The organism is Enterobacter sp. FUJ80071 (assembly GCF_038739915.1).
Classification (GTDB): Bacteria; Pseudomonadota; Gammaproteobacteria; order Enterobacterales; family Enterobacteriaceae; genus Enterobacter; species Enterobacter kobei.
Genome location: NZ_JBBXKH010000001.1, coordinates 4,517,614 through 4,532,081 on the forward strand (window position 1 = coordinate 4,517,614; position 14,468 = coordinate 4,532,081).

The 14,468-nt window shown below is 56.8% G+C and carries 15 protein-coding genes; 3 read left to right on the forward strand and 12 right to left on the reverse strand.

Features of this window, described 5'->3' with window-relative positions; all coding sequences use genetic code 11:
- Window positions 1–52 precede the first annotated feature (52 nt).
- Complete coding sequence (yigL, locus tag AAER43_RS21915; protein WP_023331564.1) at window positions 53–853, reverse strand: sugar/pyridoxal phosphate phosphatase YigL; 801 nt, start codon at window positions 851–853, stop codon at window positions 53–55.
- Between the two features lie 31 nt (window positions 854–884).
- Entirely contained in the window at window positions 885–1,877 is a 993-nt protein-coding gene (pldB, locus tag AAER43_RS21920; RefSeq protein ID WP_032629594.1) for a lysophospholipase L2, read from the reverse strand.
- Between the two features lie 111 nt (window positions 1,878–1,988).
- On the opposite strand from pldB, the gene rhtB reads away from it, so the two are divergent.
- Window positions 1,989–2,609: a homoserine/homoserine lactone efflux protein gene (gene rhtB, locus AAER43_RS21925; RefSeq protein WP_014885639.1), complete on the forward strand. Its 621-nt coding sequence runs from the start codon at window positions 1,989–1,991 to the stop codon at window positions 2,607–2,609.
- Here the strand turns inward: rhtB and rhtC are convergent.
- The 3 genes from rhtC to pldA all read right to left on the reverse strand — a co-directional run bounded on the left by rhtC (window position 2,606) and on the right by pldA (window position 6,077).
- The gene (gene rhtC, locus AAER43_RS21930; RefSeq protein ID WP_025757538.1) at window positions 2,606–3,226 is read right to left on the reverse strand and encodes a threonine export protein RhtC; all 621 of its coding nucleotides are present in this window, start codon (window positions 3,224–3,226) and stop codon (window positions 2,606–2,608) included. The two genes, rhtB and rhtC, sit on opposite strands and share 4 nt — an antisense overlap.
- 61 nt (window positions 3,227–3,287) lie before the next feature.
- The gene (gene recQ / locus AAER43_RS21935) at window positions 3,288–5,117 is read right to left on the reverse strand and encodes an ATP-dependent DNA helicase RecQ (RefSeq protein ID WP_050862999.1); all 1,830 of its coding nucleotides are present in this window, start codon (window positions 5,115–5,117) and stop codon (window positions 3,288–3,290) included.
- Window positions 5,118–5,207: 90 nt separating this feature from the next.
- Window positions 5,208–6,077 carry a phospholipase A gene (gene pldA, locus AAER43_RS21940; RefSeq protein WP_014885642.1) on the reverse strand — a complete coding sequence of 290 codons (870 nt, stop codon included), beginning with the start codon at window positions 6,075–6,077 and terminating at the stop codon, window positions 5,208–5,210.
- Window positions 6,078–6,237: 160 nt separating this feature from the next.
- Here pldA and yigI point away from each other — a divergent pair, with 160 nt between their 5' ends.
- The gene (yigI, locus tag AAER43_RS21945; RefSeq protein ID WP_023331568.1) at window positions 6,238–6,705 is read left to right on the forward strand and encodes an acyl-CoA thioesterase YigI; all 468 of its coding nucleotides are present in this window, start codon (window positions 6,238–6,240) and stop codon (window positions 6,703–6,705) included.
- Window positions 6,706–6,756: 51 nt separating this feature from the next.
- Window positions 6,757–7,653 (forward strand): EamA family transporter RarD, encoded by an 897-nt coding sequence (gene rarD, locus AAER43_RS21950; protein WP_023331569.1) that lies wholly within the window; start codon window positions 6,757–6,759, stop codon window positions 7,651–7,653.
- Between the two features lie 84 nt (window positions 7,654–7,737).
- On the opposite strand, the gene corA is transcribed toward rarD, so the two are convergent.
- From corA to dapF, 7 genes are all read right to left on the reverse strand, one after another.
- The gene (gene corA / locus AAER43_RS21955; protein WP_008501540.1) at window positions 7,738–8,688 is read right to left on the reverse strand and encodes a magnesium/cobalt transporter CorA; all 951 of its coding nucleotides are present in this window, start codon (window positions 8,686–8,688) and stop codon (window positions 7,738–7,740) included.
- Between the two features lie 150 nt (window positions 8,689–8,838).
- A complete protein-coding gene (gene ysgD / locus AAER43_RS21960) occupies window positions 8,839–8,895 on the reverse strand; it encodes a YsgD/CorL family protein (protein WP_212743980.1) in 57 nt (18 codons plus the stop codon).
- A 149-nt stretch (window positions 8,896–9,044) separates the two neighbouring features.
- Window positions 9,045–11,207, reverse strand: a complete 2,163-nt coding sequence (gene uvrD, locus AAER43_RS21965; protein ID WP_050862998.1) for a DNA helicase II — start codon at window positions 11,205–11,207, stop codon at window positions 9,045–9,047.
- 107 nt (window positions 11,208–11,314) lie between these two features.
- A complete protein-coding gene (gene yigB / locus AAER43_RS21970; RefSeq protein WP_023331570.1) occupies window positions 11,315–12,031 on the reverse strand; it encodes a 5-amino-6-(5-phospho-D-ribitylamino)uracil phosphatase YigB in 717 nt (238 codons plus the stop codon).
- Window positions 12,031–12,933, reverse strand: a complete 903-nt coding sequence (gene xerC, locus AAER43_RS21975; protein ID WP_045135423.1) for a tyrosine recombinase XerC — start codon at window positions 12,931–12,933, stop codon at window positions 12,031–12,033. Before xerC ends, yigB begins: the two co-directional genes overlap by 1 nt.
- A complete protein-coding gene (locus AAER43_RS21980) occupies window positions 12,930–13,637 on the reverse strand; it encodes a DUF484 domain-containing protein (RefSeq protein WP_023331571.1) in 708 nt (235 codons plus the stop codon). Before AAER43_RS21980 ends, xerC begins: the two co-directional genes overlap by 4 nt.
- Window positions 13,634–14,458 carry a diaminopimelate epimerase gene (gene dapF / locus AAER43_RS21985; protein ID WP_014885649.1) on the reverse strand — a complete coding sequence of 275 codons (825 nt, stop codon included), beginning with the start codon at window positions 14,456–14,458 and terminating at the stop codon, window positions 13,634–13,636. The genes AAER43_RS21980 and dapF overlap by 4 nt, the downstream gene beginning before the upstream one ends.
- Between the last annotated feature and the right edge of the window lie 10 nt (window positions 14,459–14,468).

Genomic DNA, 14,468 nt, shown 5'->3' on the forward strand with positions numbered 1-14,468 from the left:
ATTGTAGCGGACTCTTCAGTTGACATCTGGTCAACAAACAACCAAATGAAGATTATTCAAGGAACAGCTTGCGCAGGTATTTCGGTACCGCGTTATCAGCGTTGGAACCAATCACTTCCAGTTCCGGGTGCAGATCTTTCAGACGCTGATGCGCGTTCTGCATGATGCAGCCCTTGCCTGCCATGGAGAGCATTTCAGCGTCGTTCATGCCATCACCAAAAGCGATGCAGTCTTTCAGCGCGAAACCCAGACGTTTCGCGACCGCTTCCAGCGCGTGACCTTTGGAGACGCCCCCCGCCATCACTTCCAGACAGGTCAGGGTTGAGAAGCTCACGTTGACGCGATCGCCCCAGCGGGCGTTGATCGCCTGTTCCAGTGGGAGCAGTTCTTCATGGCTATCGCAGGTGAAGAACACCTTACTGATACCTTCCGGCTCAAGAAGGCCCGGCTCGTACAGGGAGTAGTTAAATACCGCTTCCTTGAAGAAACGCATTTCATCCGGGCGGTGGCGGTTCATGAACCAGTCGTCGTTGCGGTACACGTTGGTGATGATAGCCGGGTTGTTATGCACCACGCCGAAGAGATCGGCGGCAATATCGCGATCCAGGTTATGGGTAAAAATCAGGTTACCGTCAGTATCATGCACGCGCGCACCGTTGGAGGTGATCATGTACGATTTGATCTCAAGATTATCGCGGATCTGCCCCACGTCTACGTGGTGGCGGCCGGTGGCAAACACAAAGTTCACGCCACGGGCAGTCAGAAGCTTTAAGGTCTCTTTCGCGTAAGGCGACAGGGTGTGGTCAGGGGAAAGCAGCGTGCCATCTAAATCAGATGCAACAACCTGGTACATAGGGATTTCAACCTCTGGTGGAAAACAATAATCAGTTATGCCTGTTGAAAAATTCAACAATGGCGTTGAGCGCGACTGAGCGCATAGCGTCCTTTTCGAAAAGGATCTCATGGTAAGCGCCGTTGATGACCAGCGGTTTTCCCCCTTCACAAGGGTGACCGGCGGCGGCGCGCAGTTCACAATAACGGTCATGCATGCGGTTATCGACCACACGCTCTTCTTCAGCCTGAATCAGGAGTGTTGGCGTGTCATCATCACCTACCCCCGCCAGCACCTGTTCACCGGCCAGAATCCCCTCCCGCACCCAGTGCCAGGTCGGGCCACCGACGCGTAAGCGCGGTTCATCGGCATAAAAGCGCAGGTTGCGGCGATAACGCTGCCGACTGTGGGTTAAGACGTTGATGGCGAACGGCAGCGCACGCCAGCGTCCGGTCCCGATGGCATAGCCTTCACGAATGCGCTGATGGCCCTCAGCCCAGTCGAGAAGATGACGCACCATCCAGTCGGGGAAACGTATGACAATACCGTACATCGGCGCGGTTAGCGCAATGGCATCACACTGGTGTTGATACCGCTGCAAAAACAGCGTCGAAATAGCGCCACCCATGGAGTGCGCAAGGATATAGCGCTTACGCCAGGGGCCGGGCTGCACTTCCTGCTGCCAGAACGCGGCAAAATCGTCGACGTAATCGCTGAAGCGATCGACATGTCCACGGTGCGTGTCCTGTAGCATGCGTCCGGACAGCCCCTGTCCACGATGGTCGATGATGAGCACATCGAACCCCATATGGACCAGATCGTAGGCCAGTTCGGCGTATTTAACGTAGCTTTCAATGCGCCCCGGGCAAACCACGATTACGCGGTCATTTTTCTCATCACGGAAACGAACGAAGCGTACCGGGATGCCCCCGACGCCCGTAAACTCATCTTCCTCACGCTGCCGCCAGAAATCGGTCAGCGGCCCCATAGAGAAAGCAGCAAATGCGTTTTCTCGTGTTTCCCAGTCCTTTTTCTGCTGAAACATTGGGTTTCCACTCACGTAATCCAGGGAATATCGTTTTTTTTCGTAACCGGTCACAAAATGACTCATCAATAGCGTATTGTGGCATAAAAACAGACGATTCGGGAGTTTCAAATGACCTTCGAGTGGTGGTTCGCCTACCTGCTGACATCCATCATCCTTAGCCTTTCACCGGGTTCAGGTGCGATTAACACCATGACTACCTCCATCAACCACGGCTATCGCGGGGCGGCGGCGTCGATTGCCGGTTTGCAAACCGGGCTGGGCATTCACATCGTCCTGGTCGGGATTGGGCTGGGAACGCTGTTCTCCCGCTCGGTGCTGGCGTTTGAAGTGCTGAAATGGGCCGGTGCGGCATATCTTATCTGGCTGGGTATTCAGCAGTGGCGCGCGGCTGGCGCCATTAACCTGAATACGCTCGCGCAGACGCAAAACCGTGGTCATCTGTTTAAGCGGGCAGTATTCGTCAACCTGACCAACCCGAAAAGCATTGTGTTCCTCGCCGCGCTGTTCCCACAGTTTATCGTGCCGCACCAGCCTCAGGTGATGCAGTACGTGGTGCTGGGTGCGACCACAATTATTGTCGATATTATTGTGATGATTGGTTACGCGACGCTGGCACAGCGGATTGCCGGATGGATAAAAGGGCCTAAGCAGATGAAGGCCCTGAACAAAGTGTTTGGCTCGCTGTTTATGCTGGTTGGCGCGCTGCTTGCGTCAGCGCGTCATGCTTAGCGAGAAATGATGAGATGAATGCCGAAGCCGGCGAACAGCGCGCCGGCGAAGCCATCGATCCACTTCGCGATACGCTGGTAGCCACGGCGCATCGCCGGTAAGGCAAACAGGCTTGCCACGATAGTGAACCACGCGAAGGTCTCCACGACGATAAGCAGGAAAATGCCCCAACGTGCGCCCGCGCCAACGCTGTCGCCCACAAACAGCGAGAACACCGAGCCGAAATAGATAATCGCTTTCGGATTCGCCAGGTTGGTCAGCAGCCCTTTTACAAAGCTCCGTCCACCCGTTGCCAGCTCCACCTTAGGCTCTTGCGGTTTTTTCTCTTCTTTTTTCAGCGCCCCGCGCAGCATCTGGTAGCCCATCCAGCACAGGTACAGGCCACCGCCAACCATAATAATGTTATGCAGCCAGGCCATCTTCGCCAGGATCAGGTTCAAACCGAGCAGCGCAACGGCCGCCCAGACCATGACGCCCATGGTAATACCGAGCACGCCCATCATCGCCTCTTTACGGGAACGACTGACCGCTGTTTGCGATACGAAGAAAAAGTCAGGGCCCGGGCTCATCAGCGCAACGATGTGCACTAACGCCACGGTGAGAAATAGCATTAACATAATTGGCTCGCAGGGAAATAATTCAGTGAGTCATCATAGTGGCACTTTTTTGGCCGGCTGACTACTCCTCATCATCTCCGTCAACGTGAGAACGGATAAGCGCCATAAACTCTTTACCGAAGCGCTCCAGCTTGCGCGTGCCTACGCCGTTGACGCTGAGCATTTCGCTGGCGCTGAGCGGCATCTGTTCCGCCATCTCAATCAGCGTCGCGTCGTTGAACACCACGTAAGGCGGGATGTTCTCTTCATCAGCTATGGCTTTACGCAGCTTACGCAGTTTGGCAAACAGCTTGCGGTCATAGTTACCGCCGTAGGATTTCTGCATCACGCGTGGTTTGAGGCCGACCACGCGCGGTACGGCGAGCTTCAGTTCAACGTCACCGCGCAACACCGGACGCGCGGCTTCGGTCAGCTGTAGCGCCGAGTGCTGAGCGATGTTCTGCGTGGCAAATCCGAGGTGAATCAGCTGACGAATAATGCTAACCCAGTGCTCGTGGCTCTGATCTTTACCGATCCCGTAGACCGGCAGTTTGTCGTGGCCCATGTCGCGGATACGCTGGTTATTGGCGCCGCGCAACACTTCCACCACGTAACCCATCCCGAAGCGTTGATTCACACGGTAAATGGTCGAAAGCGCCTTACGCGCGTCCATCAGGCCATCGTACTGCTTCGGCGGATCCAGGCAGATATCGCAGTTGCCGCACGGCTCCTGTCGCCCTTCACCAAAATAGTTGAGCAGCACCAGACGGCGGCAGGTTTGCGCTTCGGCAAACGCCCCCATCGCGTTGAGCTTATGGCGTTCGATATCCTGCAGCTGTCCCTGCGGTTTCTCTTCCAGACAGCGGCGCAGCCACGCCATATCGGCTGGATCGTAAAACAGCATCGCTTCCGCAGGCAGACCATCACGCCCGGCGCGGCCGGTTTCCTGATAGTAGGATTCGATATTACGCGGGATGTCGAAATGCACCACAAAACGCACGTTGGGCTTGTTAATCCCCATTCCGAACGCCACCGTCGCGACCACAATCTGCAGGTCGTCACGCTGGAATTTCTCCTGCACATCCGCGCGGATGTGGTTCTCCAGCCCGGCATGATACGCCGCGGCGCTAAAGCCGCGGTTTTGCAGACGCGCGGCGGTGTCTTCCACCTTCGCCCGACTGTTGCAGTAGATAATGCCCGACTTGCCGCGCTGTTCCTGGACATAGCGCAGGAGCTGATCCAGCGGCTTGAATTTTTCCATCAGCATGTAGCGGATGTTAGGGCGGTCGAAGCTGCTGACCTGAATATAGGGATCATTCAGCCCCAGCAGGCGAACGATATCCAGACGCGTCGTATCATCTGCCGTGGCGGTAAGCGCCATAAACGGCAGTTCCGGGAAGCGCTGACGGAGCTGGCCGAGGGCGGCATATTCCGGGCGGAAATCGTGCCCCCACTGCGAGATACAGTGCGCTTCATCCACCGCCAGCAGGACCGGGTTCCAGTGTGCGAGATGGTCGAGGAAGTTATCCAGCATCAGGCGTTCCGGTGCGATATACAGCAGACGAACCTGCCCGGTGCGACACCCGGCCATCACCTCTTGCTGCTGCTCCCGGGTTTGCGTGGAATTAAGACAGGCCGCCGCCACGCCGTTGGCGAGCAGTTGATCAACCTGGTCTTTCATCAGAGAAATAAGGGGCGATACCACGACCGTCAGGCCGTTAAGCACCAGCGCGGGCACCTGATAACAGAGTGATTTCCCGCCGCCGGTCGGCATAACGACCAGACAATCACGGCCTTCCAGCACGGTTTCAATGATGGTTTCCTGGCCAGGGCGGAACTGCTGGTAGCCAAAGGTTTCATGCAAAACCTGTTTAGCCAGCGACTCCTGATTCAATACTTCCGCCTGCGCCACGTTAACCCCATATGCCAGAAATGAAACAGGCGCTATTTTCAGCGCCTGAGAGAGAAACTTCAACGTTTAACGCAAAAACATTCGAGCAGCTTAGAGAATATCGTTCAGCATTACGCCCACACCCACGCGGGTCTGGTTGAAGTTATAGTCGATCAGCGACTCGCCGTAACCGCTGTACACCTGCGTATAGAGGCGCACATGCTTCGTTACCGGGTAGCTCAGGCCCACTTCCGCACCACCGTAGCCGGTATTCCAGTTGTACTGGCCTTTCGCGCTCAGCACGGCATCGCCTAACTGGTAGCCGACCTTGAGCTGGTAGTACCCCATATATTTGGTGATATCCGGGTTATCGTCGGTGCTCCCCACCACATACCACGGCTTCACTTCCACCATCCAGTTGCCGTTCTGCGCCATCAGGCGCGTATAGGCACGGTTCCAGCTACGAGACGTGGGGTCGGAACGGCCGTTAGAATCGTGATTAAAGCCGACTTCGACGTCACGCAACGTCCATCCGGCAAATTCATAATCCGTTGCAAAGCCAAGGAACAGCTGCGGCTCATAGTTGGTTTCACGGAACGGCGAAGATTCGCCGCTGTTGGAAAGCTGCCACCAGGATTTCTGCGTGTAAGAGGCACCGAGTACCGAGTTCGGCCCCAGAATACCGCGCCAGAACGGGAAGGCGAGGCTCAACTGGAACTTCACCTCATCTTTACGCGCATTATCAGACCAGTTATAGGAGCTTATCGCTTCTTTGTTCAGATCGCTGGTCTGGGTGTAAATCACGTAGTTGGTGTCATACGGGTAAAGCGTGAACGGATTGTCATGCTCCTGAAGCATGTTAGCAATGATGCTACCGTGTACGGATGGCGCATCGTGCACTTCTTTAACTGTCGCTTCCTGCGCATATGCTGTGAGGGGCAGCGCAACCGCCGCCAGTAACCAACCCAGATACGTCCGCATCGGTGGTGTTCTCCTGAAATAGTGACGTGTAATGAATAATTTTATCCGGGCATTCTACAGACTTCTGCGCCAACTTCCGCCTCCTCGTTTCTGAAAGTGGAAATCCGTATTGTTGAGGCATAAAATCAACATTTCATTAACAATAGGGATGTGATGCCTCATGTCAGCCATGCTTACCTCTGAAGAAGTGTTAAAGCTCGTGGGCGAGATTTTTGTTTACCATATGCCATTTAACCGTGCGCTGGGTCTGGAGCTGGAGCGTTACGAGAAAGAGTTTGCCCAGTTGAGCTTCAACAACCAGCCGATGATGGTGGGCAACTGGGCGCAAAGTATTTTGCACGGCGGGGTGATTGCTTCCGCGCTGGACGTGGCGGCTGGTCTGGTCTGCGTGGGCAGTACGCTGACGCGTCATGACACCATCAATGAAGACGAACTCCGCCAGCGTCTGGCACGCATGGGCACCATTGATTTACGCGTCGATTATCTTCGCCCCGGACGCGGCAATCGCTTTACCTGCACCAGCAGCCTGCTGCGTGCGGGGAATAAAGTGGCGGTGGCGCGCGTAGAATTACACAACGAAGAACAGGTTTATATCGCCAGCGCAACCGCCACTTATATGGTGGGTTGAAGCGGCAAAATCGGGTAAAATTAATTCACTTTTTTGTAACGGATTTTCCCGATGGATGCTAAACAGACGCGGCAGGGCGTTTTACTCGCCCTTGCCGCTTATTTTATTTGGGGTATTGCACCGGCGTACTTCAAGTTTATCGCTTATGTACCGGCCGACGAGATCCTCACTCACCGCGTCATCTGGTCCTTTTTCTTTATGATCGCGCTAATGAGCCTCAGCCGTCAGTGGTCCGGCGTCAAGACGCTGCTCAAAACGCCTAAGAAAGTTTTCCTGCTGGCACTCTCGGCGGTGCTCATTGGCGGAAACTGGCTGCTGTTTATCTGGGCGGTGAATAACCACCACATGCTCGAAGCCAGTCTTGGCTACTTTATTAACCCGCTGGTGAACATCGTACTGGGGATGCTTTTCCTCGGCGAACGTTTCCGCCGTATGCAGTGGCTGGCGGTGTTTCTGGCCTTCTGCGGCGTGCTGGTACAGCTCTGGACGTTCGGCTCGCTGCCGATTATTGCCCTCGGCCTGGCGTTCAGCTTTGCGTTCTACGGTCTGGTACGTAAGAAGATTGCGGTGGAAGCCCAAACGGGGATGCTGTTTGAAACCCTGTGGCTGCTGCCGGTGGCGGCGATCTACCTCTTCGGTATCGCCGACAGCGCCACCAGTCATATGGGCAGCAACCCGTGGTCGCTGAATCTGATGCTGATGGCGGCAGGCGTGGTGACCACTATTCCTCTGCTGTGCTTCACCGGTGCGGCAACGCGTCTGCGTCTCTCCACGCTGGGCTTCTTCCAGTACATCGGCCCGACGCTGATGTTTCTGCTGGCGGTGGTGTTTTACGGCGAAGTGCCGGGCGCAGATAAGATGGTGACGTTCGCCTTTATCTGGATAGCGCTGGCGATTTTTGTCGCCGATGCGATTTACACCCAGCGCAGAGTGCGCAAAGGGCTGTAGTGCCTTTTTGCCGGATGGCGGCTGCGCCTTATCCGGCCTACACGTTCTGTAGGCCCGGTAAGCGTAGCGCCACCGGGCGGATACTCAAAGCCAGTTACGACGCTTAAAGTACAGATACGGCGCCAGCCCGGCGAGGATCATAAAGATAATCGCCCCCGGGTAACCAAAGCTCCACTTCAGCTCCGGCATAAACTCGAAGTTCATCCCATAGCTGGAGGCCACCAGCGTCGGCGGCAGGAACACCACGGATACCACCGAGAAGATCTTGATGATGCGGTTCTGCTCGATGTTAATAAAGCCCATCGCCGCCTGCATCAGGAAGTTCACCTTCTGGAACAGGGATTCGTTGTGCGGCAGCAGGGATTCGATATCGCGCAGGATCTCACGTGCCTGCTCCAGCTGACCGCCCGGCAGACGCGCCTTGCGCACGAGGAAGTTCAGCGCGCGCTGGGTATCCATCAGACACAAACGCACCTTCCAGCCGATATCTTCCAGCTCGGCCAGCGTGGAGAGCGCTTCGTCGTATTCATCGCCCTGATGGCCTTCCATGATCACGCGGCTCAGCTTTTCCAGATCGCTGTAGATGTTTTCAATCTCATCCGCCAGCTGTTCAATTTTGGTCTCAAACAGGTCGAGCAGCAGTTCGTAAGCGTTGCCGTCCACCATTGCCTGGCTGCGGGCGCGCATGCGGTAGAGACGAAACGCGGGCAGTTCACGCTCGCGCAGGGTAAACAGGCGACCGTCGCGAATGGTAAAGGCCACGGTGGAGTTGCCCGCATGGTCTTCCGCATCTTCAAAGAAGAAGAAGGAGTGAATGTGCAGGCCGTCTTCATCTTCAAAAAAACGCGCAGAAGCTTCGATGTCTTCCAGTTCAGGACGGGTTGCCAGGCTTTGCCCCAGCTCAGATTGTACGCGAAGGCGCTCATCGTCGTCCGGCTCGACCAGATCCACCCATACGGCATCAATGAGGGGCTGTGACTCTTCGGCTTCAAGCCGAGTCAGTCGGTTATTTTCGAGTTGAAATGCGCTCAACATGACCGGGACTCCCAATGCAAAAAATATCGGACAGTTCGGTGGGCACACAGAAACAAATTGGGTTTCAGACCATTAAACAGCCTGACTCAGCGCGACGGGAATAATGCAGTCGCTGACAACCACTAAGGCCATCAGCAAGGGGAGATAGCCTTAGGAGTTGTTCCTGGATGACAGGGAATTGAGCCAGTATCTACTGGGTGTGTCCAAGGCGAATGTCCTCTTAGCGTAATCGTGCGCGCATGTTACGCCAGCAGTAACTGTGGCGTCAACACGCAACGGAACGCTGAAGGGCATTAATTGACCTTCAACGTATAAGGCTAGCAGATTATTACAAAATAATGATATTTTTCTGAACGTTACACTGTTTCCAGCTTAGCGTAAGCGGCCACCAGCCATTTGATCCCCTGCCCATGGAACGCCACCTGCAGGCGGCTGTGCTCGCCGCTGCCTTCCAGATTTACAATGGTGCCTTCGCCAAACTTCGAATGGCGCACGCGCTGACCCAGCTTGTAGCCGGTGTCCGTTGCAGAGATCGGTGACCCCATACGCGGATGGCTGACAGGGCGGCTGATGCTGGCACGCAGGCGCACTTCCTCCACGCACTCCTCCGGCAGTTCGCCAATAAAGCGAGACGGACGGTGGTAGACCTCTTTCCCGTACAGGCGGCGGGTTTCCGCATAGGTTAGCGTCAGCTTTTGCATCGCGCGCGTCACGCCCACATAGGCCAGTCGACGCTCCTCTTCCAGCCGTCCGCCTTCATCGAGCGACATCTGGCTCGGGAACATCCCCTCTTCCATCCCGACGATAAAGACCTGCGGGAACTCCAGACCTTTGGCGGAGTGCAGGGTCATCAGTTGCACCGCATCCTGCCAGGTGTCCGCCTGCCCTTCACCCGCCTCCAGCGCGGCGTGGGAAAGGAACGCCTGCAGCGGCATCAGGTCTTCGTCTTCTTCGTTGTAGCTGAACTGGCGCGTTGCCGTGACCAGTTCCTCTAAGTTCTCAATACGGGTCTGACCCTTCTCGCCTTTTTCCTGCTCGTACATGGTGCGCAGGCCGGAGTCTTTGATTACCCGGTCAGTCTGCACGTGCAGCGGCATATCGGCGGTTTCCTGCGCCAGGGCGTCAATCAGCTCAAGGAAGCGCTGCAATGCGCTGGCCGCACGACCGGCAAGGGCTTTCTCCTGCAGCAGCTCGCGGCACGCCTGCCACAGCGTCAGCTGGCGGTCGCGCGAGGCCTGACGCACCACGTCCAGCGTGCGGTCGCCAATGCCACGGGTTGGGGTGTTGACCACGCGCTCAAACGCCGCGTCATCATTACGGTTCGCAATCAGACGCAGATACGAGAGCGCATCTTTGATTTCCTGACGTTCGAAGAAGCGCATACCGCCATAAATGCGGTACGGCATACCTACCTGCAGCAGCGCCTCTTCCAGCACGCGTGACTGGGCGTTACTGCGGTAGAGAATGGCGCACTGCTCTAACGCGCCGCCGTTATCCTGCCAGGTTTTAATACGGTTCACCACGAAGCGGGCTTCGTCGAGCTCGTTGAAGGCGCAGTAAATTGAAATCGGCTCGCCGTCGACGCCGTCGGTCCACAGCTTTTTACCCAGACGCCCGTTGTTGTTTTCAATCAGGGCGTTGGCTGCGCTCAGAATGTTGCTGGTGGAGCGATAGTTCTGCTCCAGGCGGATGGTTTGTGCGCCGGGGAAATCGTTTAGGAAGCGCTGGATGTTCTCCACCTGCGCCCCGCGCCAGCCGTAGATCGACTGGTCATCATCGCCCACGATCATCACCTTGCCGGTATCACCGGCCAGCAGGCGGATCCATGCGTACTGGATGTTGTTGGTATCCTGGAATTCGTCCACCAGGATATTGGTAAAGCGTTCACGGTAGTGCTGAAGGATATGTGGTTTATTGAGCCACAGTTCGTGGGCGCGCAGCAGCAGCTCGGCGAAATCCACCAGACCGGCGCGATCGCACGCTTCCTGGTAGGCTTTGTAGACGTTTTGCCAGGTCTGCTCCACCGGGTTGCCGAAGCTCTGAATATGGTGCGGGCGCAACCCTTCATCTTTCTGACCGTTGATGTACCACATCGCCTGACGCGGCGGCCACTGTTTCTCGTCAAGGTTCATCGCCTTGATCAGACGCTTCAGCAGACGGAGCTGGTCTTCGCTGTCGAGGATCTGAAAATCCTGCGGCAGGTTGGCGTCCATATGATGCGCGCGCAGCAGGCGGTGCGCCAGGCCGTGGAAGGTGCCGACCCACATGCCGCCCTGGCTGGTACCCATTAACTGGGCGATACGGTGACGCATCTCCGCCGCCGCCTTATTGGTAAACGTGACGGCCATGATTGAGTACGGCGAGCAGTTTTCCACGCTCTGCAGCCACGCGATACGGTGAACCAGCACGCGCGTCTTACCACTGCCCGCCCCAGCCAGCACCAGCATGTTGGTGCGCGAGGCCGCTACGGCTTCACGCTGTTTGTCATTAAGGCTGTCGAGCAGGTAAGAAACGTCCATTGGCACCGTCACATAGTATTCAGGAACAGAGCAAAACGCCCGGTGGCGCTTCGCTTACCGGGCCTACAACTGCAAAACCCTGGTAATTTATACAATATTACTGGTGATTATATCAGCGTCGTGAGGGATGCCAACCGTGAAATTTCCACGTGCGGCAGAAGACGGCTATCCAGCGTGGTCATCAGGTCGGCGTTCTCTGGCTTGATCCAGCAGGCCTGCATGCCGCAGCGGATAGCGCCAGCCACATCGGTGGTGAGGTCATCACCCACATGCAGAATGTTACCCAGCGGCAGAGTTAGTTTTTCCGCCGCCAGATGGTACATATCGCTGAATGGCTTGGCGCGCCCATGCGGGCCCGCGCGCAGCACAAACTCAAAGTAATGATCGAGACCAAACAGCTCCGGCTGCGCATTGCCGTTGGTGATGGCCACCAGCGGCCACTTTTCGGCCAGTTTTGCCAGCGTATCGTGGGTCTCTTGCGGTACGTCGATACGGCTGCGCCATTTGGCGAAGTTTTCCATAGCCGCTTCAGCACCGATGGCCGCGTCCTGCACGCTCAGACCCGCGTTGAGCATCGCCTGCTCAACCGCGCGACGACGCCATTCGGTCACGTCGTGGTAAATGTCCGGCTCGGTCTCCCGCAGGGACTGACGCAGCGTCTGGAAGTCCTTGTTCTGCATCGCTTTCAGCGCCGGATGGTAATTCTGTACAAACGCCAGCGATTCCTGCTCGGTACGCAGAATCACCTCGCGGTTGTCATAAAGGGTGTCATCAAGGTCAAACGTCAGGGCTGAGATCTGGCCGAGTGGGCGGTAAAAACGCATTATTTCCCCCGTTTGGCGCGTGGATGCGCCGCGTCATACACCGAGGCAAGGTGTTGGAAGTCTAAGTGGGTGTAGATTTGAGTGGTCGACAGATTCGCATGGCCGAGGAGCTCCTGCACGCCGCGCAGATCGCCGCTCGACTCAAGCATGTGTGTCGCAAAGGAGTGGCGCAGCTTATGCGGGTGAACATGACTGTTCAGCCCCTGCTTAATACCCCACTCTGCAAAGCGCTTCTGTACGTTACGCGCCGAGATCCGCTTGCCGAGTTTCGATAAAAACAGCGCATCTTCCTCCGCACCAAACAGCCCGCGCAGGTCAAGCCAGTGTTCGATCCAGGCGACGGCATTGCGGCCAATGGGCAGGCGGCGCTCTTTGCTGCCCTTGCCCATCACCCACACTTCGCCGGTGTCCAGATCGAGATGTTTTATATCGAGATTGACCAGTTCAGACAGACGCAGGCCTGCGCCGTACATCACTTCCAGCATCGCGCGGTCACGCACCGCCAACGGATCGTTCAGATCGATATCCAGCAGACGGTTTACGTCGTCGACGTCGATATTTTTCGGCAGATGGCGCGGGGCTTTCGGCGTGGCGATCCCTTTTGCCGGGTTGGCTTTTATGCCGCCCTGGCTGACCAGCCAGTCAAAGAAACTGCGTAGCGCGGAGAGTCTGAGCGCCAGGCTCGCCGGGCTGAGGTTTTTTTTACGGCTACGCACAACGAACCCGCGTACCGTGGCAGCGTCACATTGTTGCCAGCTTTTCAGGCCGATCTCGTCGGCAATTTGCATGATGGCATCAAGCTGACGCTGGTAGTTAAGCAGCGTAATGGGGCTGAGCTGACGTTCCACCCCCAGATAGCGCAGAAAGCGCGCGACGTCAGTGGAAAGCGGTCCGTCCGTCATACGCGTTCAATCCAGCGCTCCAGCAGTTCGGGCAGCATCAGGGCGATCTCCTGCAGCAGGTGCGTGGCTTGCCCCTGCTCATAGTGGTGCGCGTCGCGGCTGGTAAATAACATGACGCCCAGATCGCCATCGCGTCCCATCAGCGACATCGCCACCGAGCCAATCGCCTTCGCTTCCGGTAATACCACCAGCAGTTCAGGCCCGTTCAGCGGCCCCAGATAGTGATGCGCATGGCCCAGACGCTGAATGCGCAGCGGTTCAAACGCCTGACGACTGAGCGCCAGATGGGTAAACCCGGACGGTGCGCCAATGCGCCAGCGGTCAGGAAAAAGACGAATCGTTGCACCCGCCAGCCCAAGCTCACGCGCCCAGCGGTGGAAGCGGCTAAGGAACTCATCAAGGCTGTGCGCCGAGGCCAGACGCGCCTGCAAATGCAGCAAACGATAGAACAGGCTTTCGTTGGTACTGGCCTGTTCCATCAGCAGCGTCATGTTCTCTTCAAGCTGATTGATGTGGTTGCGCGAGCGCGCCATGTGCCATTCGACCAGCGACACGGTCCCGCGAACCGGATGCGGCACGCGCATCTCTTCGACGACGCGTGCATTGCGAATAAAAAACTCAGGATTGCGCAGCAGATAATCCACAACAGCTCTGTCGTCCAGTTCCGTCACTGTTTCCTGCAGTTCTTCCCCTGGTTGTTTCATAGATGGATAAACCCGTCATAGACATGTGCCGCCGGGCCAGTCATATACAGTGGATGACCCGGTCCTTTCCAGGCGATATCAAGCCGACCGCCCGGTAACTCGACGCGAACCTCTTCGGCGAGTAGCCCCTGTGAGATGCCGACCGCCACGGCCGCACACGCACCGCTACCGCAGGCCTGGGTTTCGCCCGCGCCGCGCTCGTAAACCCGCAGGCGGATGTGCTCACGCTTCACCACCTGCATGAAACCGATGTTCGCCCGCTCCGGAAAACGCTCGTGGCCTTCCAGCACCGGACCGAGCGTTTCAACCGCGGCGGTTTCCACATCATCTACCTGAATCACGCAGTGCGGATTACCCATCGAGACGACGCCGCACAATACTGTCTGCTCGGCCGCACGCATAATATAGGTCTTTTCCGCTTTATTTGCGCGAAACGGCACGGCAGAGGGTTCGAAGTTAGGCTCGCCCATGTTCACGCGCACCAGTTCGTCATCGGTGACGCTGAGCACCATGCGGCCGTTGGCCGTACTGACGCGAATATCGCGCTTGTTGGTCAGCCCTTTCAGGCGGACAAAGCGGGCAAAACAGCGCGCACCGTTGCCGCACTGGTTAACCTCGCTGCCGTCCGCGTTAAAAATACGGTAGTGGAAATCGAGGTCGGGATCGTATGGCGGCTCAACCACCAGCAGTTGATCAAACCCCACGCCCAGATGCCGATCCGCCAGGCGACGGATCAGTTCCGGGGAGAAAAACACATTCTGCGTTACCGCGTCGACGACCATAAAATCGTTGCCAAGGCCATGCATTTTAGAGAACTGCATCATTTGCTCC